This is a genomic window from Deltaproteobacteria bacterium (genome assembly GCA_016874775.1).
In the GTDB taxonomy this organism is placed as follows: domain Bacteria; phylum Desulfobacterota; class Binatia; order Bin18; family Bin18; genus VGTJ01.
In genome coordinates, this window is record VGTJ01000120.1 from 1 (window position 1) to 19,931 (window position 19,931).

The following is a 19,931-nucleotide window of genomic DNA, read 5'->3' on the forward strand; positions in this document are numbered from 1 at the left end:
GGGCGGCGCGGGCACAGCGCAATCACTTAGCATGTTGTTATCATGCGTGGGTATCCTTGAAAGTGAAAGCTCAAGAACTGGGCCAGACCCTGTATGCCGTGCGGGAGAGTTTGTTTAGTCATTACCTTCGCGCTGAACTACAAAACCCTCATGTCACGGCTTGTTAAGGTCCAAAGCGTAAGTCCTGAGTGGGCTGCTTCGTGCAGGAACAATTGCAAGTATGCAACGACATATCCAATCAGTACAGCACCAACGACCACGAGCCCGACGTCCGCAACGATGTGGCGTCCAGAGAACAGAAGGATCAGGATATGCAGGAGAATCAATGCCAGCCATCCGAGAGCAATCTGTACCCACACACGGCCCCACTGTGGGGAAAGCGTTTTTCTGAACTCTTGATACGTGACGCCAGATTTGTTGACCAGTGTTACCTCTTGTAGTTTTGCAAAGAGAGCATCATCCATAACCGTATCCGTACTTCTTCTTCAGCCAAAGGCATAGGGACAAAGTCGTTGAGTCTTATACGAAGCGGAGAACCGAAGCAAAGGCAGTACCTCTACAAGGAGAGATGATCGTGTAATGGGCAAGGTAGACCAATAGATCAACAAAATCTATTGGATATATTCTAGGAGAAGAGCTGAGATGAAGCACCGCCGAGTCTTGAATTCTCAGCGCTGGCCATAGAAGAAAACCTTTGCATTGAAAGATGAAGGACGACTCCTCTTTTTTAAAGAGACGTTCGTCCTTCGTTATGTCATCGATGAGAAAAAGTCAGGATAGGAAACCTTATGCCAACATAGTAACTTGCACAGGCTTCTCAGTAACGAAGATTTTCACCTCAGGTACAGATCACAAGAGAACGAGCCAAGTGCCAGGGTAAGAGCTGGTACAAATGACTATTAACTAACTGTTAGTTGCCCTTGACGACCGATTTATTCCACGCAACCGGCCAATATGTTGTTCCTCCACCAAAGGCTGTCACAAAGCACTGATCTATACTACATCCTTGCTCAGTGAAATTTCCATTATCTAGATAGAATTGTCCCGTGCTTGGACGGTAAATGCCAACCTTCGTTGCTCCACCCGTTCCTGTCCAATCCCCAGCGATCGGACGATCTCCAGTTATTCCTAATCCAAAGTTGAAATCGCCTCCTGCAGGATCCCACGTTCCGTTGCCATTCTTATCAAAATAAAAGAGGCCACTACCTTGAGCACGGTAAACGCCGATTTCGGACCAGCGGGCGCAGTTGTGCAGTTATCGAACTCCTTCGATAACTGTTCTTATAGAAGGAAGATAGTTATGGAAGGTAAGCTGCTTCAGGGCGGCAGTAAACATGTGAGAGCGCGACACTTTCGTCACACTTAGCCCTGAATTGCCTTTCCATAACGCTGCCATCCTTCAGGGCCACACCGGAAGGAGAGCAGCATGTTAACTACCTCTGGCAAGAAGCCGCGGACGCAGGAGCACTATCGCTCGGGTTCCACAGATCCCCACTTTGAGACGTTCAGTACCTGGCTGGAAGCGCGCGGCTATCATCCTCGGTATCGTCGTCACTTGTTGAGCGGCGCCCACCGCTTCGCACTCTGGAGCCACCACGGGAAAGGCGTCGCGCGGGAACTCAATGTCCATGCCCTGGAAGAGTTTCAGCGTGAGCTGCAAACCCAGCAGCTGCTGCGTTATCCCAATGGGGGGTATAGCGATCTCTTTATGGGAGCGCGCCACTTGGTGACGTTCCTCGAAGCGAGCGGACACGCCGCCCCGCTCCCCTCGGTATCGTCTGATCCCCAGTTATTCGTTGACTTTTGCGACTGGATGCAAACTCACCGTGGGGTTTCGGCGGTCACGCTCACCAACTATCGTCGTCCGCTGCTCGCTTTCCTGCAGACGCTGGGAGAGGATCCCACGCAGTATGACGCCCGTGCGCTGCGTGTCTTTATCCTGCAGCAAACCAAGGGGCACGGGGTGAGCTCGGCGAAGACCGTGGTCACCACGGTTCGAACGTTTCTCCGCTTCCTGATTGCGGTTGGCCAGTGCGCGCCGGAGCTGACGTATGCCATTCCCACCGTCGCCTCTTGGCGGTTAGCTTCCTTACCTCGGTACCTCTCAGCTGAGGCCATAGAGTGCATGCTGGTCAGTTGTGAGATCACTACTCTGATCGGCCTCCGGGATCGGGCCGTCCTCTTACTGTTGGCACGGCTGGGGCTGCGGGCGGGCGATGTCGCAGCGTTACGACTCACCGATATCGACTGGCACGCCGGTACGATCCAAGTGGTCGGGAAGATGCGCAGGCAGACCTGCTTGCCACTTCCCCAAGAGGTCGGAGAGGCCATCCTCGCCTATCTCAAACTCCGCCCCTTACGAACCACCGAGGCGGTCTTTCTCACTACCAGTGCTCCTATCGTAGCGCTCACTCGCCAAGCGGTGGGCAAGATTGCCACGCGTGCGATACAGCGGGCAGGAATTGCGACGCCCGTCCATGGATCGCATATCCTACGCCATTCGGCAGCGACCCTCATGCTTCGCCATGGCGTTCCCTTACCAGCCATTGCCGCCGTGCTCCGCCATAGTTCCATGGAGACAACAACGGGGTATGCTAAAGTCGATGTGCCGCTCCTCCAGCAGGCTACGCAACCCTGGCCGGAGGTGACCTCATGCTCATGACAGCGGTCGATACTTATTTGGCCGTCCGGCGCGCAACAGGCTTTGCGCTCAAAGCGTGCGATGGATATTTACGTAACTTCGCGCACTTTGCCACGGGACGAGGCGAGACCCATGTGGTCACCTCCACTGCCATCGCCTGGGCAGCCAGTGCATCGTCAGAGGCACAACGACACAATCGGTTACAAACCGTCGTCCGCTTTGCGCGCTTTATGCACGCCGAGGATATACGGCATGAGATCCCACCAGCAACGGTGTTCTGTGGACGACGCCAGCGTCCTACCCCATACATCTTTAGTGATGCAGAACTCCAGCGTCTGGTGACTCACGCCCAGCAGCTCGGGCCTGTCGGGTCGCTGCGGCCTCATACCTACAGCACGCTGTTTGGCCTGCTGGCGGCAACGGGTATGCGACCGACAGAAGCGCGGGCACTCCACCTCAGCGATCTCACCCCAGAAGGGCTCATCATCCGGGAAAGTAAGTTCAAGAAAAGTCGCCTACTCCCGCTGCACGACACGACCTGGGTGGCGTTGAGAAGCTACGTAGATCGACGACGGCGCGTGGCAGGCCATAATCCCCATCTCTTTGTGTCCTGCCGAGGCAGTCGACTCTCTCACACTGTCGTGGCGGAAACCTTCCATGCCGTCGTACAAGCCGCAGGGGTAGCACGTAAGCCTGGCAGATCACGCCCGCGACTGATGGACCTCCGGCATACGTTTGCGGTGAGAGGACTCCAGACGTGTTCCAATGCCCGCGAACACGTTGGCCGCCAGGTGCTTGCGCTCATGACCTATCTGGGCCACGCCAAGGTCGAAAGCACCTATTGGTACTTGGAGAGCACGCCGGAACTCTTGATCGATATTGCGCAACGCTGCGAAGCGTTTATCACGGGAGGTGACCAATGACGCTGATTGCTCCACATTTGACCGCTTTTTTACGCGAACGCCTGCCACTTCAACGCGGCGCCAGCCCGCATACGTGTGACAGTTACGCCTATAGCTTCCAGTTGCTGTTAACTTTTGCCAGCCAGCGCTGTGGTCTCCCCCCGTCCCAGCTGACGCTGGAGCAGCTCGACGCTCCGCTCGTGATGGAGTTCTTAACCACGCTGGAAACCGAGCGGAGGAACAGCCCGACTACCCGCAATGCCCGTCTCGCCGCGATCAAATCCTTCATGCACTTTCTGGAGTATCGGGTTCCGGCCTTGCTGGAGCAGATCAGGCGGGTGCTGGCCATTCCCACGAAGAAAACTGAACAGCCGTTGATTCCTCATCTCTCCCTCGTGGAAATGCAAGCTATTCTGAACGCACCGGATCTCCGCACGCGCTACGGCGTGCGGGACCGGGCGATGCTCCATGTCTGCTTCGCCGCAGGCCTACGCGTTGCGGAACTCCTCACACTGCCGGTGACGGCGGTGACCTGGCACGCCACGCCCACTCTTCATATTCAGGGCAAAGGGCGACGGCATCGTGCCCTCCCGCTGTGGAAACAGACAGCGGACGATCTGCGAGCCTGGTTAGCGGTGCGGGGAGAGATCGCCCTCCCAGAACTCTTCTTTAGTGCCCAAGGCCGGGCGATGACGCGGGTGGGCTTCTCGTACGTGTTACGCAAGTATGTCGACCAAGCGACTCTCGCGTGTCCTTCCCTGCGGGACAAGACTGTATCTCCTCATGTCTTGCGGCACACCTGTGCAATGATGATCTACCAAGCCACCGGCGATCTCCGCAAAGTCTCGCTGTGGTTGGGGCATGCTGATATGCAAGCGACAGAGGCCTATGTCCGAGCCGATCCCACGGAGAAACTCGATGCCCTCGACGCGGTCGTTCCGCCAGCATTGCGTCGTGGTCAATTCACCGTGCCCGATCGCTTGATTGCCTCCTTACGCGGTCAATAGTTATGCAACGTGATCAGAATCGAGACCTCCGATGGAATCGACTCTGATCATTCATAACCTTCCATAACTATCTTCCTTCTATAAGAACAGTTATCGAACTCCTTCGATAACTGTTCAACTGCGCCCGCTGGTCCGTTCTATGCCCAGCGCCCCATTCCTTCACTCGTCCCTTAAACTGCTGGTGAGTCTCCATTTCACTCGCAGTCCGACCCCTGAACTTTTACATAAGACCCAAAGAGCAGAGAATTTCAACGTCAAAGCTCATCCTGACCCCCCAACCTCTCCCTCTCTCCTAAACGTCCGATAAGGGGCTCGTATGTCAAGTTTCGCCCACTCTAACCTGCTGATTTTGTTACAGTTCGGAAACTGGTTGTGAATTATTGCAAAAGGATACACCAAGAGGTGTTGTTTGCAGCACTGCTAGCGCCTGTTTTGTACATGACAAAATACGGAGCGGGAAAAAGTTTGGTGAGATTTTCTGCCTGTTGAAGCGGAGGTAGCGATAGCGCTACTTCTCTTGACTGCGACAGAGGAATGCTCCGCGTAAAGAGTCGAATACAAGTCTGCAATTATCTCAAATGTCACACCCAAAACGCGGAGAAGGCAATCGCTTTGTGAAGCTTGCGCCGGATTATTGACTCTGCTCTGAAGAATCCGTAACTCAACTCTGACCGGTTTGATAAGTCCCGGAACGGCTGCTTCTGAGTAATCAGGTGCTATTCCTTGCGTCAGCAGGGTGAGAATCGGTCGCCGGGGGCGAACCGGTTTTTATCACTCGCGTTTACCATTTCTGTCCACCCGTCTTCACAATAACTTTCTGTGAACTCAAGTCTGTGCGGAAGCTTCTTGCGCCGCTTCTTCAATGAGTTTGGCGGAGACTCCCCGTTTCTTCAGCGCTTCTGCCAAGCGCGCAGCGGGACCAAAGAGATGAATGGCCTCATCGCGGCGCAATCCCTCACTGATATACGCTTTGAGTAGCGCCTGGTACCCCGAGAATCCCTTGTGCGGCGCAATCAACTTCAGTGACTTCACCACGTCTGCAGGAATCCGCAGCGTGATCGAAGTCATGGGCCGATCCTTTCTCAGTCGAGCCTTCAGCCGATTAGGAATCATACTCTTTGCGCTCCTCCGGTGTCGCTTTCCGAGCCGAAATGATGCGGATGTATTCGCCCTCGATCTCAATGTGCACGACAAACAACATACGCCCCAGCGTGTCGAAGCCGATGACGGCATCCCGTGCTTCCTCGTTGCGGGAGGCATCAACGAGTCGAAAGAAAGGATCAAAGAATACTTCCGCCCCACGCTCGAAAGTGATGCCGTCGTGCGTAGCAATGTTGAGGCGTGCTTTCTCTTCGTCCCAGACGAACGTTGTCCCGTTGAGTTCGTAGCGAACATCCACTACGACAAATGTGTCATTGTGTATGTACTTTGTCAATACATACCATATTGTCTATCCTGCTTTCCGAGTTTTGCTGAGCCTTGGAGGTATTTCGTCGCCTGGTCGCGGCGGTTCGCCCCTTTTGCGGTGCATCAGCTTACGAAACGCGGCTCGGTCCGCGCGTTGCCGGCGATCGGCAAAAAATGAGGCCGTTTCTAAGGCGGCAATCTTCTCGGCGACGGCGGTCACCACGAATTGGTTAATGCTGGTACCGTCTTCTTTGGCTAGCCGCGTGACGGCAGCTTTGATGGAATGTGGGAGTCGGAGTGGATAGGTCGTTATGGGTTTCATCTGCGTATCCTCGGAGAACACATGGGACGCTATTCTCTGGCGTCTTATCGTCGCTTCCCTTGTCCGTGCCTTTCTCATGCTGCGATTGCGGTTGTACACCATACACATGTATATAAGTATGTATGTACATACCTACTTAGCATCTTCCACGTTCTCACGGACGAACTGATCAATCAGACCGACAATAATGTCGGTATCGGTTTGTCGCCGTTTTGCCGCGATGATACGTAACTGATCTGCAAGGCGGATAGGAATGTTGAAGGTCTTGGCGCGTGTGGGTTCCTTTCCTTGGACAAAATCGTTTGCAGAGTTATTGCCCCGAGGAGAATGAGCAGTGAGTTTTGCTGAGACGGTCTTGGTCAGCGTGAATTTCTTTGCCATTTAGAGAGCCCTCTTTAATTCCTTGAAAAATGATTTCATCTCTGAAGCCGCCTTACCGCCTTTGTCGTATTCGACAACAGACAGACCGAGTGCGGCAGATTCTTTGTACGCCACGTAGAGATGTAGAACTGTATCCATCAACGGATACTTGAGCGACGCAAAAGGATAACAGCAATACACCCCCAGAGTTATCGTGCAGCTTCCTGATGAGGCGCAGCTTAGGCCGCTCTCGCGGTAGGGGTAGTCGAGAGGCGTTTGATCTGCTTGATGCGCTTTGCGCCAGGGCCGTGCTGGGCATGATATAGATCCCAGGCCAGTTGTAAGTTGAGCCAAAACTGCGCTTCCATCCCGAACAATGCTTCCAGCCGTAGCGCGGTATCAGGCGTCACGCCACGTTTGGCGTGTAGCAATTCGTTCAAGCGCGGGTAAGAAATTCCTAAGCGTTGCGCGACTTCCGTTTGCGTGAGATTCAAGGGGCGGAGAAATTCTTCACGCAACATTTCGCCGGGGTGAGTTGGCGGGCCGTGGCTTGGTATGCGTACCATACGTTGCTCCCTTAATGATAATCAACAATCTCGACGCTTGCGGGTCCTGCACTCGTCCACACAAAGCAGACCCGGTACTGTACGTTGATGCAGATACTGTGTTGTCCTTCCCGATCGCTTACCAAGGCCTCTAAATTATTGGCGGGTGGGATACGTAAGGACAGCAACGAGACTGCCGCGTTTAATTGATCCAGCTTGCGCTGCGCAACGCGCCACAGCGCGACCGGACACGTTTGCCGGGCTGCCTTGGTTGCTTTGCGGTTGAAAATATCCTCCGTGCCTTGTGTGGCAAAGGACACAATCATTCTTCCTCCACCGCAGTCAACCCAATCCTCACAGTCCGACTATAACGGATAGCGTTATACGTGACAATGCAATAACTACTTATCCGTACAATTATTTCAACGAGCCCCTTCCCTTCTACGATTGAGAGACTGTTCGCGACTGTGTTGATGGTACTCTGCTGAGGGTACGATTTGAAGTCACTAATAGTTATAAAATAGAAGCAAGGAAAAATGGGCGAGTTACGCCGTCACGGGAGGAGTAGAGGGAACTGTTGCACTACCCTGCATCAATGAAAGAGACCTCTGGTACAGTTCTTCACTGTGAGTGCGGACATACTGCTCAACGTGTTGCATATCTTCTTCATCGCCGGGAAGCAGAAAGCGGACTTCGTCCATGAGGTCCTGCGTAAACTGTCCAAGCGTGGCACCGCTCATGTACCCTGGGTCAGTCTCCGCAAGCATGAGATCCAGCATCTCGCGGATCTCACTTTCTCGGGTCAGGCTATTAGTAAACGCTTTCGCCATAGAGCACCTGTGTCTCTAGAAAAATCCTATAGGTCCATTATAGATCGGAAGCAAGGGTTCCGACACATTGACAAATCCTAGCACGTGAATGGGGATATATGTGAGCCCTGGAGCATACATTTTCATAAACGCATACGTCGGCAGTTTGTGGGGAATCGGGGCTGGCTTGTTTTCCACGTACCTTTCATCAACCTCAAAGACAACCATCGGCTCATGTCTGCGGTAGGCCGGGACCATGTGAATGTAATATGCGTACGCTGCGGTTCCTATACGAGCGGTATGAATGAGCAACCCGTGCGCCAGGATTTTCGGAATAATTTCTAACGCTTCAGCATGGTTCCCTTTTGCGATCACGTGACAACCTCTGATCAGCGCCACCCTTCCCCCTTGTCTTTATTAGGATCGGGATCACTTGTATTTTCTGCTGATTTTTGGGGCAGCAGGAGGAAAACTCCAATTTTAGGACCATGCCTTGTGTGACTACTCCCGATCGACGGATATCCTACGCATATTAGAGTCCTAAAGAAATTTCCTTTCGATTGCTTTTGTATATCGGTAAGAGTATAAAAACATATCATAAATTAATCGAAATGATAGATATGATTATTGCAGTAGGAAATGTCAAAGGTGGCGTTGGAAAAACCACTCTTGCAGTTAACCTTGCCATCTCTCTCGCTCGTTCAGGTCGAGATATTTTGCTGATTGATGGAGACGAACAGCAGACAGCTATGGCTTTTACTGAACTGAGAAACACCAATTTGAACGGCAAGGCGGGCTACACGGCTGTGGCCTTGCAAGGTGCAGCGATCAGAACTCAAGTTCGACAACTCGCTCCGAAGTACACCGATATTGTCATAGACGTAGGAGGACGGGACAGTGGTAGTCTACGGGCAGCCTTAACCGTGGCAGATACCGTGCTCATACCTGTACAGCCTCGCAGCTTCGATCTTTGGGGTGTGGATCAAACCGCTGACTTAGTCAAAGAAGCGAGAGAGATTAATGATCATTTGCGGGCCGTGGCAGTTCTGAATGCCGCCGACCCGCAAGGGCATGATAATGACGATGCAGCAACCGCATTGCAGGAAATTGAAGGACTCGAATACGCGCCTGTGCCGATCGTTCGCCGTAAGGCATTTCCAAATGCGGCGGCGGCAGGTCTTTCTGTTCTTGAACACAATGACCCGAAAGCCATCGATGAGTTTAAGCGCCTCACAAAGTTTTTATTTGTATATCGGTAAAATATCGTAAAGGTATGAAATGGCTATCGTTAAAAATCCTAAACGAAATATAAAACCAAAGGCTGAGCGAGAAGCACAAGCATTTATTGCTAATGCAGGTACAAACCAAATCACCGACGAACTCCGCAAGCAAAACAAAGAACCTATTATGATCCGCATCGATCCTGATCTCTTGCGGCGGATTGATCATGCAGCAAAGCGTTTGGGCATCAGCCGCAGCGCGTTTATTGTTTCCAGTGCCGCTAGGCAAGTTGAAAGCATGGAATAAAGAGCCATGACTAGAGTGTAGAATTTGGGTATGGTTCCCACGAGGAGGGGCGGTTATGACACACTCAAACACTAATCTTCAATCGCTGTCGGTTCCCTTGCAGAACATCTTTGATCGTGTGGAAGAGACACATAAAGAGCGCGAGGCTGCCAAGGTGTATCAGCTATCCCTGTGGAAAGACCCCCAACGAGGAGTTCCTAACGAGTTTGTCCGTTCCGCGCTTTTTCCGGCTATTCAACCCAACAAAGCCCGTTATGTCAGGGGCGAAACGATTTTCAGCCAGAACGGTTTTACGATCACGTTCACTGGAAGACAGTTAACGCAATGTGACCTCGATGTTTACGAAGCGATTATGCACCTTGCCCGTGGGACCCAAGAGGGGAATAAAGTGCGTTTCACCGCTTACCAACTCTTAAAGTTGCTTCATCGTCACACTGGAAAATCTCAATACAAATGGCTGCTCGATGTTTTGCAAGGGTTGACTGCGACGGCGGTCTCCATTGAACGTGACGGGAAGAGAGTTTTTTGGGGTTCCTTATTACCCAAAGGAGCCGCCGACTTAGAAGATGGTAAGTTTACCGTCGAAATCAGCCGAGAAATGATTCAACTCTTCTCTAGGGGCTATACTGTCATTGAGGAGGCCCATCGTCGACAATTAGCGGGAAAGCACCTAGCGAAAGCTCTGCATGGATGGATATGTAGTCATGAGAAACCTCATCCTGTCACAGTTCAATTCCTTCATGAGCTTACTGGCAGCGATACTAAGGCTTTGAAAAAATTCCGGCAAAATCTCAAAATTGCCCTTGATGATATTCGCGCAATAGGGGCGATTACTGATTGGAACATTGACGACAGAGACAAGGTTCACATCCAAAAAGCTCCGATGCTTTTCTGACCCCTCAGCATTCGAGGTATCGACTATCGGCATTCGAGGTACCGACTATCGGCATTCGAGGTACCGACTATCGGCATTCGAGGTACCGACTATCGGCATTCGAGGTACCGACTATCGGCATTCGAGGTACCGACTCGGCATTCGAGGTACCAAACTATCGGCATTCGAGGTACCAAACTATCGGCATTCGAGGTACCAAACTATCGGCATTCGAGGTACCAAAGGAGATTCAAAAATCTAAAATTTTCAAGCCAATACAAAGACTTATAAAAGAAGACTTTTTTGCCTAGAATCTTATAGAATATTTATAGAATCTTATAGAAATAAGAGTAACTGTTTGTGATGTAATTTCACCGACTAGAAAGAACTAAGGAAGCCGCCTACCGGCGGCTCAACTCGGAGACCAGGGGCTTCGCCCCTCTGACCGCTTCGCGTCCATTCACCCCAAAATGGTAGAGAGAGAAAAGAGCTGGAGTGCTTTCTAACGGGCACCTGAGATTAAAGTCATAGATACAACACGAAGGAAAAAAATCTCAGCTCAAACATCCAGTCCTACCTCTCTTCAGCCTATTCCAAGGCCACAACGCGAACGGTTCCTTGCTTATTCTTCTTCCTGCCATACTGGGGGGATAAGACGATGTCGACGTTTATTCCTAGCACCGTCAGTATCCTAAGGAGCCGGTCTGTCGAAAAACCGGTGTACTGAGCGTTTGCAAGCTGCGATACTTCTGCGGGTTGCAAGTCGAGCTGCTGAGCGACTTCCATTGGGGTTAAGTGTAACGCTTTAATACGGCGGTAAATCTGCCGGGCCAATTCCGCCTTGACTTGCAACTCTGCTGCATCTCCACAGCCGATGTCCGCAAACACGTTGCCGCTTCCCTTAATGACTGGAATCTCCTCTTTCTGTTTCATGGGCATTGAGTCAGAGTCGAACAATGCTGGAAACTGTTCTCGGACTGTTCCGTTGAGCTGTAGCGCCAGCCATCCTCTCTTGTCAGCTCCTAGCTTCTTACGAGGACTCGACCTGCCGCGCTTCGTGACTGCCTTCGTACTCCGCAAGTTCCTCATGCAGCCGCGCTATGAGCTTGCGAATCCCGGCTTTGGTGAAACCCTTCGCTCCCAAGGGGTGACTGTTCTGTAAGCGAGCGAGCCGCTCTTCCAACTGGCGCAGTTCTTCCTGAGCACGTTGGTATTCGTTCGTGGTGGTAATCATAGGCGGATCTCGATCAACCCTTTACGTCTATGGTCAGGTTCGCGCGTCTGACTGAAAAAGGCAACCCACTCTGCCCAGTCCTGCTCATCTTCGGCAGCAAATATTTCTTCGGGCCGTCGGGTCAAGAACATGATTTCTAATTCCACAGCGGCAGGAAGTTCTTGCTCTAACTGCTGCACGAAATCGGCGGGCAGCAAAAGCACACTGTCGATGTCATGCGGCTCTTCTTTCGCGGTGACAAAACTGCCATCGACTAAGAGCCGCTGCGCACCGACTTGCTGGCCCAGTTCTACCCATCGGCGCACCCGAAGGGCTAACCGTCGTCGCCGCCGACTTGAGGACCCAAAGCGAAAGAGCACGTCGGCAACAGAGCAGACGTACAATCCTTCCGGTAAATATCCGTCTGAACGAAACGGGGGAATCGGTGAGGATGGCGGTGTCTGGGCCATAGCGTCTGACTATCGCAGCGCTCTCAGAAACTCTACCGAGGGTCGGTTCCCTTCCCACAGTAACAACGTTTCCGCTGACCATGCCTCAGGCGTACTCGCGACGAGAGGCGCAGCTCTGCAGAGGGGCACCACGCTGCCGGAAACCCCTCTCTTCCGCAATCGCTTCGTTGGCTGCGGGGGAGCGTTCAGCAGCGCCCTTGTTCCGTTGCGCTGGTTCCACAAACGAATGCGTCACGCCAGCGTTGGCGCCGACCCTGAAACCGTTCGGCTTTCTTCCTGTGCCACGCCTCTTACAGAAAGGACGCTGGACACTCTCTGAGTCCCGGTCTCAGATCCCTCTTGAGCGCTGGCACAGCCGCGCCGCTCTGAACACCTGTTCTCCCGCCAGAAGCACCGCCGCTAGGCCGTCTCTTTGCTCTTCTCCAGACGCTCCCGCACGTAGTGGGTGGCGTCGTCTTCGGCCATCCGTAACAAGGCATCGACTTGCGGCTTGGTGAGCTGTGTGTCGAGCAGCCGTAAGAGGACGTGGCGAGTCTTGGCGACTTCGTACACCATCGTGGCAAACCGGCGCGTCTGCGGGTCAAATTGGAGGTAGGCAAGTAACGCGCTACGGACCAGTTCCGAGACCCCGATGCCCCGGTCATCTGCGGCCTGTTGGACCGCCTTGATGAACGTCCGTGGTAAGCGCACGCCGAGCACTTGGGTGTGAGATTGAGCCATTGTTTTTCCTCCTTTTCATCTTTACTGATCTTTGAAAAAAATCACACGTAGTGAATTTTTCAGCAGCGAGTATGTTAACAGTTTGTTAACACTTGGTATTACCGTGAAATCATTAGACTTCCGGGTTTTTCATCCTTCTAGGGATGAGTGACGTGTCGTAATTTTAGCGGGGCGAAGCACCGCTCCTGCGCCTCGCGTGATTTCCAGTGACGCTTGGCCTCTCACCGAGGCCGTCGCCAGGCCAGATGAGGACCGCTCTCACGCCTCTGAGTCTGGCATCTCAGAGAGCCGTTCCTAGCTCTCATCTCCTCCCTTTATAGTGGCCAGCGAGCCTCGCATCTTCGGACTCCCTGGCGGCCATTCGCATCATTCCCCCTGCCAGCGTGAGCGCATGTCTCCACGCTCGCTGCAGGGCTTCACTCGCGTTCCGGCCACGCTGCCCGCCCTGGCTCCAGCAACCCAGACAGCCCTTTCCCCATCACTCAACAAACACCGGCGTACACTCCACCACATCGTCGGCACTGACACCCGCGAACGAGAGCAAAGCAATGGCTTGATTCTGCCCCAGCGTACGAAAGAGTTGCGGGTTGATGACCTGCTTCTCCACCGTGGTTCGCGACACCGACTCATGGCGCGACCGAGAATAGTGATCGGTGAACAAGATGCCTGACGAGGTGCCTTCGCCTTGCTGGTAACTGGCCTTCTCCACCTCCACCCGGCCCAGCAGGTGATTGAGCAGCTCGATAGTGTGGACATCTTCGGTCTTAAAGCACAGCTTCTGGCGGAAGTTTTGCAGTAAGGCATCGGCGAGATCGCGGCTGCCAATGGCGGCATAAAACGAACTGACGGCTTGGGCCGAGATGATGCCGATACACTTCGAGGAGCGGGACTTGTCCCAGAAGTTCAGATCCGAGAGTCCATCGCGATTGGCCGAGACGATTTCCTGAAACTCATCACACAGGAAGAAGACAGGTCGCTCCTGATTCCAGGAGGGCTCGGTATTGCGCCGCTGCAGGGCGTTAAAGAAGCGCAACTTGAGCAGGGTATAGGCAACCCTCCCTCCCAGTCCCCATCTCGCTAATGGCAAATCTACGCAGAATACCGCCCCGTCTAACACTCGTTCCATGTTTGGCGCTGCCGGATCATCGGTACAGAAGGCATCAACCAAGTCGGGATGCTGAAACGGCGAGAGAATCTGTGCCACCGACGCATTCACCCCCGACTTCACCTTGTCATCAAAGGCGGCAAAGATCGTCTCGTGATAGGCGAGATAGGTTTTCAGTAAGCGATGCTCGCGCTCTGGCAGTTTTAGCAGCTTCTCTTCCGCTTCTTGCCGCAATCCTTTTTGCACCCCGTGATCAAAGAGGTACGTATACAAGGCCGACAACGAGTAGCGCTGGGGAAAGAAGGACAAGACGCCGAGCGCGTTCTTACAGAGTTCGGTGGCGGTATCGAGCCAGAAGGCATCGACCGTGCCCCGGCTATTGAGCAGCAAGGCGCTCTTGAGAAACGAGGCGGCAACTTCCGGCGAGAGGCCAGCAATGACATTCATGCGGGTCTTCTCTGGCCCGATGATGGTCACGGCCCTCTGCGCTTGGTGGGCGATCGACTCGACGGCAATCTTGAAATCGCCCTTGATGTCGAAGATCAAGCCACCGGCGTCTTGATCCAAGAGTTGCACGAGTAACGGCTGTACGGCGCGTGTGGTCTTGCCGGAACCAATGCCACCCAAGACGAGAATGTTCTGCGCAGCGTCAGCTAAATCGAGCACAACACTTTGGCCGCTGGCCATCGCTGCGCCATGTCCATACTTGGCCAAGATGCCGGTACTCGTGCCCAGGTAGCAACCAAAGCGCGCGGGCTCGGCTGGGGGCAGTTGGGGTACAGCCCGAGGTTTTTCATGCACCGATCGTAACCAGCGTCGTACTCCGAAGGCCCCGACAAACGGAAGGAGCAACCCATAGAGCGGATTACCTGCCTTGTCATATTCCTTGGGTATCCACACCACGACGAACGCGCAGCAGAACCAGACCATAGCGACGGCGTACCAATACTGCGCCTTTTTGGGAAAGGTAAAATAGATTTCGGTCAACAAGCGCCGTGCTTTGAGCGAGTAATACAGAAAGATCATCAACGGAAAACAAGTGATGCTGATGATGAGCAGCGTTGCAAGGATGACCGCGATCGGTTCGGGAATGGAAAGATGCAACGAGCGACGCAGATAATCGAAACTTGCGGTGACGATGAGCGAGACGATGAACAAGCCGACGAATCCAACCCGTGGGACGGGAATTTCTGCCAGCGGTGCTTCAGCGAATTTGAGAGCGTGACCATTCGCGCGCAACGTCCGGAACAGGGAGAGTGTTGCGGGGGCCTCCATGATGCTGCCTCCTATGCGGTCTCAGTGTCAGCAGTTTGTTGGCGTTGTTGATAGTCTTTCAGGACATCTTTCTTGCGTGTAGCTTCGCGCTTTGTAAGAACCGCATCCCCGCGTTGTTTGAGATCCCGCCATTCTGCTGAGACAGGATCAATTTCTTTTGCTTTCAACAGTACCCCCAATAAAAACGCATTCTCCGACTCGATGACCCCGGCGATCTCAGCGAGTTCGCCGATCTGAATCATCCGGCGCATGCGATTCTTCCGCGTCGTTTCAGACAGACGGCCCCGTTCACGGATGAGTTCCGCTTTCTTCTTGGCAATCTGCTCTTCGAGTTTTTTGAGGCGCAGGGCAGGGTCAGTCGTGCGCGTAGTCATGGTGAGTCCTCCTTCACACGTAGCAGAGTCAGTGTGTCCCAGTAGTCCGTAGTAAGCCGACGAAGGTGTAGCGACCGCCGTGACCTTTATCACACGCCACGTCGATAACCAAAGTTTGGTTCCCCGCCCCGAAGGTGGTAGCTTCGCATTACCTGACACCAAAAGCGCGTTTACCCGTTTCTTTGCGGCAAAGAAACGGGGCGATACGGCAGTGGTGACAGGCGGTACGAATGAGTAAGGCCCTTTGGGGCTAGGGGTTGGGGGTTGGGGATTAGTGAAGACAATGAAGAATGCAGAATGAAAAGTTACGAATGACGAGCAACATGTTTCAATTTTTACGGTGGGGAGTGGGCGGGGTAACCAATCCCTAACCCCCAATCCCCAACCCCCAGCTATGGCCATCTACGCACTCTCCATCTCACACCGGGTGAAAGGCCAGGGAGCCAGCGCGGAGGCGCATGCGCAGTACCTTGCGCGGGAAGGGAAATACAAAGAACGAGGGGCGGGATCTCACGCTGAATATCTCACGCGCGAAGGGAAACACCAGAAACGCGCGCACGAGTTAGAAGCCACGTGGAGCGGCAACATGCCCGAGTGGGCGGAGAATCCCGGCGAGTTTTGGAACGCGGCGGATACCTATGAGCGAGCGAATGGGCGGGTGTACTCCGAAGTGGTGATGGCATTGCCGCGCGAGTTGTCGTTTGAAGATCGAGAACGACTCGTCAAAGACTTCATTGAGCGCGAGATTGGCGAACGATTCCCGTACACGGTGGCGATGCACAACAGCCGTGCACTGGATGGCGGCGAGCAGCCCCATGCCCACATCATGTTCTCGTTGCGGGAACGGGATGGGATTGAACGAGAGAAAGCACAATTCTTCAAACGGGCGAACAGTAAACATCCTGAGCGCGGCGGAGCCAAGAAGAATCGGGAATGGAGCTTAGACGATGCTAAGAATGATCGAGTGCGAGAGATTCGTCAGAGTTGGGAGACGTTGGCGAACACGGCGCTAGAGAACGCTGGGAGAGACGAGCGGATTGATCGCCGGACGTTGAAAGAACAAGGGATTGATCGCGAGCCAGAACCAAAGATGGGACCGGAGGTGACACAGCGGTTGAAACGGGGCGAAGCAACGGAGCTTGGTGAGAAAGTGATCGACTTACGGCAGTATCGGGAGCAGCAGCGAGCACTGACAGACTTACAAAAGGAAGCGGCGCAAGAACAGGTGAAGGTGTATCTGTTCGAGCAAGAGAAAACCGAGCGGGTCAAAGGGGAACTGCGTTTCAGTGGTGAACAGCGAGAGGTACCAGAAGCCGAGCGACGACAATATCAGCGCACGGTTGATCGAGTGATGACGCGCTATGAGCGGGAGGACAAAACCGTTGAGTACCGCTGGAAGCGCTCGGGCGATGTCGCCTTCGTTGACAAAGGCAATCGGTTGGAGTTTCGCACGACGAATGAAACAGCGGTCAAAGCGGGGTTACAAGTCGCGCAGGAAAAAGGCTGGCAGACGGTGACCGCGTCGGGGTCAGAGGAGTTTCGCCGGGAAGCGTGGATGCAGGCACGACTGATGGGGGTAGAGCTGAAAGGCTACTCACCGTCACTGCTGGATCGGGAAGAAGCGATGCGACGGGTGCATGCGCAAGCAGAGAGACACGCTGCCTATAATAATCGAGAAGGGCCGACACGGGAACACACAGCAGAACCATCGCGAGAGAGCAGTCGTGATCGTTCATCGTCAGCGCAGCCAACACCAGAGCGAGAAGCTGGACGCCAGGCGGGGCCAGCTCGGGTAGAAGGGGAAACACGGTGGGTCAACGCTTCACAAGCGGTACCGGTCTATGAGCAACGAGAGGCGCAGCTTGGCGAACAACTGGCAGCATTAGAGAAGGAGCGGGAAGGGTTAGGATGGCAGCGCACCTACTATGATTGGCATTCGGCGTATCCTCCATCACTGACCAACCGCGAGGCGTATGACCAGGCGCGGATGGACTATCAGGGCGGACGGTTACGCGAACAAACGGCGTACGTGCAACACATGAAAGCAGCGCTACAGCAGGCCGAGCAGAAACAGAAGGTCCACGAGTGGCACCAGCAGCAACGCGGCTGGGCACGGTATCTGCCAAGTAATCTGCGTGAATCGTGGGAACACGAGACACAGGTGCGTACGGCTAAGATGCACTACGAGCAGAGCGTAACAGCGTATCATTCGTTAACACGGTCATATGAGCAAGAGCCGCATCGGTCAGCGATCGTGCAGCAGGCAGAGGCGACGTTGAAACGGGATGCTGAGTTACAGCAGCAGCGCCAAGCGTTAGAAGATCGGATACGCCCCATTCGTGAACAACAGCAGGAGATAGCGCAAACACGGAGTGAGTTGCAGCAGTTAGCGCAACGTGGGAAAGACCCAGCAGTGCAGATGCGCTGGACACAGGCGCAGGGCTGGCAGATTGCTGACCGGGGTCAGTTCCGTGCGCAGGTGCGGGGATTTGAGAAACGGGAACGGCAACAGGAACAGAGTCGTGATCGGGGATGGAATCGGGGACGGTGAGGGAGAATGAAGGAAGAGAGATTGATCCCTCGCCCCGCTTCTGCTCGGATGTAGTACTCACATTGGTTCAGCTATTCTCAAGCACGATGAACATCTGAGAAGTCTTGGCAAATGGGCCGCGGACCAGATCCACTCCGGCAAAGAACAGATTGAGAGGAGCATACAAAGGGTGTTTCGGGATTGGTCTCTTCGCTGACGTATCAATCCACTTGTGGCGACGTAAAGCGAATAGCACACTCGTCGTCCAGAACGGAGCGCCCTGCGTGTAGGTGAAGTATTGAATCTTAAGCCCGGTTTCTTCAACCATCGCGGCAAGATTCTCTCTCTTGAAGAGAACCCAATGGCGAGGGCAATGATACCCACCCCAGTTCTTATCGCGAAATAGCCAGGCATCAAGGCTATCTGTGTTCGGTGTTTTGATGATGAGAATACCCTGAGGTGCCAATAAATTCCGTGCCTTCACAAGTAGTTCCTTCGGATTATCGACATGCTCAAGAACATTGAGCATCAATATCACACTGAAGGGTTGCTCTGGCTGATAGTGCTCAATCCGTCCGCAGAAGTACTCGTGGCCATTCTGGCGAGCGAGGACCCCGGCGTGTTCGTCCAGATCCACGACGGTGGTCTTCCTTATCCGCGCATCAATCTTGCGTAGCGATGTCAGTAGTGCGCCCGTTCCTCCACCCACATCTAAAAGATTAATCTGCGACTGCGGAAGCCGGGCGATAAATTTTCTGAAAAATCGCTGATCTAACCAATCTTTTACTCTGAAAAGAAAAGATTGAGTGACCTGCTCGTCAAAGCTGTAATAGTTTGCTGGATAAATTTGCTGTAAACAATCGCGTGGCACCGGGTCGATAAAGAGAGACTCACACCGGCGGCAGCGATAGTAGGTAAACTGTTCACTGGTAGTGTAGTACTCCTCATCAGAGGCCACTGCCCAGCGATCTGCCTCTGGGTTCGCACAAGCAAGACAGAGTGGCATCGCAGTTATCTCCACATCGGGTGGAACATCTGCCCGAATGTCTGTCCGTATGTTGTCTGGCGTTCTTGCAGATGCACTGCGCAGTCCGTCTCCATGAGGTAGGTTTCCAGTTCACGCAACCGCGTATACGAGATTTGGGGTTCCCAGTGGTGGAGCAAATGCCGATTGAAACCCACCCCGCCGAATGTATTGGCAAGAAAACCATCTCCAAAAAGACGGTGGATCGCACCGTGGGCAACGTCAGCGTAGTTCACCGTCGGGTCAGCGTGTTCGCTGCGATGTTCGAGCAGTTGCCGCAATGCGCCGAAGAAAGGAAAAAACACTGCGATCCCTGCCGCCCAGGCAAGGATTAGCGGCCATTGTTGGAAGTATAAAAGCAGGAGTACGTACACGAGATGGAAGCACAAGCCACCAATGAGTGTGTACGGTTTTATTTTCGCCACACTGCTGTCCCTCTCACTACTCTTTTCTCCTCTGAGTTTGTTCTGACGCACGAAGATAACTTTCACTGCACGAATACCAAAGAGGGCCTCAAACAGGAATTTGATGTTCAGCGGATCAAAATACGTAATCTCCGTATCTCTGGGTGTTCCCAAATACCGATGGTGATCCCAGTGGATCGGGCGGTAATTCCTTACTTCTTGACCGACGATGCCACTGACGAAGAGGTTACACAACAGATCATTGATGCGTCTCTCACGATGTAGATTATAGTGGCAGGACTTACGCTTGAGGACCACAAGTATCATTTTAGGGATATGATTACCAAGAAGCAGTACGTCGAATATTTGGTGAGCACGCCGAAGAATTGCACCTGTACGTATCTGGCCGAGCATTTGGAAGA

24 protein-coding genes are annotated in these 19,931 nt (G+C 53.5%); 7 read left to right on the forward strand and 17 right to left on the reverse strand.

Annotated features, from left to right (window positions below; genetic code table 11):
- Positions 1-137: 137 nt before the first annotated feature.
- Positions 138-464, reverse strand: coding sequence for a hypothetical protein (locus tag FJ147_18930; protein MBM4257952.1), 327 nt, complete (start codon positions 462-464; stop codon positions 138-140).
- Between the two features lie 962 nt (positions 465-1,426).
- Between FJ147_18930 and FJ147_18935 the strand changes: the two genes are divergently transcribed.
- Genes FJ147_18935 through FJ147_18945 form a run of 3 tightly spaced genes read left to right on the forward strand, consistent with a single transcriptional unit; the run spans position 1,427 to position 4,550 of the window.
- Positions 1,427-2,662, forward strand: coding sequence for an integrase (locus FJ147_18935; GenBank protein ID MBM4257953.1), 1,236 nt, complete (start codon positions 1,427-1,429; stop codon positions 2,660-2,662).
- Positions 2,653-3,564: an integrase gene (locus tag FJ147_18940; protein MBM4257954.1), complete on the forward strand. Its 912-nt coding sequence runs from the start codon at positions 2,653-2,655 to the stop codon at positions 3,562-3,564. The genes FJ147_18935 and FJ147_18940 overlap by 10 nt, the downstream gene beginning before the upstream one ends.
- A complete protein-coding gene (locus FJ147_18945) occupies positions 3,561-4,550 on the forward strand; it encodes an integrase (GenBank protein ID MBM4257955.1) in 990 nt (329 codons plus the stop codon). Before FJ147_18940 ends, FJ147_18945 begins: the two co-directional genes overlap by 4 nt.
- A gap of 825 nt (positions 4,551-5,375) precedes the next feature.
- On the opposite strand, the gene FJ147_18950 is transcribed toward FJ147_18945, so the two are convergent.
- The 8 genes from FJ147_18950 to FJ147_18985 form a co-directional block, all read right to left on the reverse strand.
- Positions 5,376-5,663, reverse strand: coding sequence for a hypothetical protein (locus tag FJ147_18950; protein ID MBM4257956.1), 288 nt, complete (start codon positions 5,661-5,663; stop codon positions 5,376-5,378).
- Positions 5,653-5,949: a BrnT family toxin gene (locus tag FJ147_18955; protein MBM4257957.1), complete on the reverse strand. Its 297-nt coding sequence runs from the start codon at positions 5,947-5,949 to the stop codon at positions 5,653-5,655. Before FJ147_18955 ends, FJ147_18950 begins: the two co-directional genes overlap by 11 nt.
- A gap of 51 nt (positions 5,950-6,000) precedes the next feature.
- Complete coding sequence (locus tag FJ147_18960; GenBank protein MBM4257958.1) at positions 6,001-6,279, reverse strand: toxin-antitoxin system HicB family antitoxin; 279 nt, start codon at positions 6,277-6,279, stop codon at positions 6,001-6,003.
- Positions 6,280-6,411: 132 nt separating this feature from the next.
- A complete protein-coding gene (locus FJ147_18965) occupies positions 6,412-6,660 on the reverse strand; it encodes a hypothetical protein (protein ID MBM4257959.1) in 249 nt (82 codons plus the stop codon).
- 218 nt (positions 6,661-6,878) lie between these two features.
- Positions 6,879-7,205, reverse strand: a complete 327-nt coding sequence (locus tag FJ147_18970; GenBank protein ID MBM4257960.1) for a HigA family addiction module antidote protein — start codon at positions 7,203-7,205, stop codon at positions 6,879-6,881.
- A gap of 11 nt (positions 7,206-7,216) precedes the next feature.
- Positions 7,217-7,510: a plasmid maintenance system killer protein gene (locus tag FJ147_18975; GenBank protein MBM4257961.1), complete on the reverse strand. Its 294-nt coding sequence runs from the start codon at positions 7,508-7,510 to the stop codon at positions 7,217-7,219.
- Positions 7,511-7,729: 219 nt separating this feature from the next.
- On the reverse strand, positions 7,730-8,014 hold the full coding sequence (locus FJ147_18980) for a hypothetical protein (protein MBM4257962.1): 285 nt from the start codon (positions 8,012-8,014) through the stop codon (positions 7,730-7,732).
- 15 nt (positions 8,015-8,029) lie between these two features.
- Positions 8,030-8,392, reverse strand: a complete 363-nt coding sequence (locus FJ147_18985) for a hypothetical protein (GenBank protein MBM4257963.1) — start codon at positions 8,390-8,392, stop codon at positions 8,030-8,032.
- 221 nt (positions 8,393-8,613) lie between these two features.
- On the opposite strand from FJ147_18985, the gene FJ147_18990 reads away from it, so the two are divergent.
- The 3 genes from FJ147_18990 to FJ147_19000 are packed head-to-tail and all read left to right on the forward strand — an operon-like array spanning position 8,614 to position 10,415.
- Complete coding sequence (locus tag FJ147_18990) at positions 8,614-9,252, forward strand: chromosome partitioning protein ParA (protein MBM4257964.1); 639 nt, start codon at positions 8,614-8,616, stop codon at positions 9,250-9,252.
- A 19-nt stretch (positions 9,253-9,271) separates the two neighbouring features.
- Entirely contained in the window at positions 9,272-9,520 is a 249-nt protein-coding gene (locus FJ147_18995) for a ribbon-helix-helix protein, CopG family (protein ID MBM4257965.1), read from the forward strand.
- A 55-nt stretch (positions 9,521-9,575) separates the two neighbouring features.
- The gene (locus FJ147_19000; protein ID MBM4257966.1) at positions 9,576-10,415 is read left to right on the forward strand and encodes a TrfA family protein; all 840 of its coding nucleotides are present in this window, start codon (positions 9,576-9,578) and stop codon (positions 10,413-10,415) included.
- Positions 10,416-10,982: 567 nt separating this feature from the next.
- On the opposite strand, the gene FJ147_19005 is transcribed toward FJ147_19000, so the two are convergent.
- The 6 genes from FJ147_19005 to FJ147_19030 form a co-directional block, all read right to left on the reverse strand.
- A complete protein-coding gene (locus tag FJ147_19005) occupies positions 10,983-11,327 on the reverse strand; it encodes an XRE family transcriptional regulator (GenBank protein ID MBM4257967.1) in 345 nt (114 codons plus the stop codon).
- Positions 11,328-11,424: 97 nt separating this feature from the next.
- Positions 11,425-11,628, reverse strand: a complete 204-nt coding sequence (locus FJ147_19010) for a hypothetical protein (protein MBM4257968.1) — start codon at positions 11,626-11,628, stop codon at positions 11,425-11,427.
- Entirely contained in the window at positions 11,625-12,077 is a 453-nt protein-coding gene (locus FJ147_19015) for a hypothetical protein (GenBank protein MBM4257969.1), read from the reverse strand. The genes FJ147_19010 and FJ147_19015 overlap by 4 nt, the downstream gene beginning before the upstream one ends.
- A gap of 399 nt (positions 12,078-12,476) precedes the next feature.
- Positions 12,477-12,797 (reverse strand): ribbon-helix-helix protein, CopG family, encoded by a 321-nt coding sequence (locus tag FJ147_19020; protein MBM4257970.1) that lies wholly within the window; start codon positions 12,795-12,797, stop codon positions 12,477-12,479.
- A 478-nt stretch (positions 12,798-13,275) separates the two neighbouring features.
- Complete coding sequence (locus tag FJ147_19025) at positions 13,276-15,177, reverse strand: type IV secretory system conjugative DNA transfer family protein (GenBank protein ID MBM4257971.1); 1,902 nt, start codon at positions 15,175-15,177, stop codon at positions 13,276-13,278.
- Positions 15,178-15,188: 11 nt separating this feature from the next.
- Positions 15,189-15,953: a conjugal transfer protein TraD gene (locus tag FJ147_19030; protein ID MBM4257972.1), complete on the reverse strand. Its 765-nt coding sequence runs from the start codon at positions 15,951-15,953 to the stop codon at positions 15,189-15,191.
- On the opposite strand from FJ147_19030, the gene FJ147_19035 reads away from it, so the two are divergent.
- The gene (locus FJ147_19035) at positions 15,946-18,102 is read left to right on the forward strand and encodes a hypothetical protein (GenBank protein MBM4257973.1); all 2,157 of its coding nucleotides are present in this window, start codon (positions 15,946-15,948) and stop codon (positions 18,100-18,102) included. The two genes, FJ147_19030 and FJ147_19035, sit on opposite strands and share 8 nt — an antisense overlap.
- Before the next feature lie 67 nt (positions 18,103-18,169).
- Here FJ147_19035 and FJ147_19040 read toward each other — a convergent pair whose 3' ends face one another.
- Both FJ147_19040 and FJ147_19045 read right to left on the reverse strand, forming a co-directional pair.
- Entirely contained in the window at positions 18,170-19,087 is a 918-nt protein-coding gene (locus FJ147_19040) for a class I SAM-dependent methyltransferase (GenBank protein MBM4257974.1), read from the reverse strand.
- Positions 19,088-19,092: 5 nt separating this feature from the next.
- Positions 19,093-19,931: hypothetical protein (locus tag FJ147_19045; protein ID MBM4257975.1), on the reverse strand; the 839-nt coding region annotated here is incomplete at its 5' end.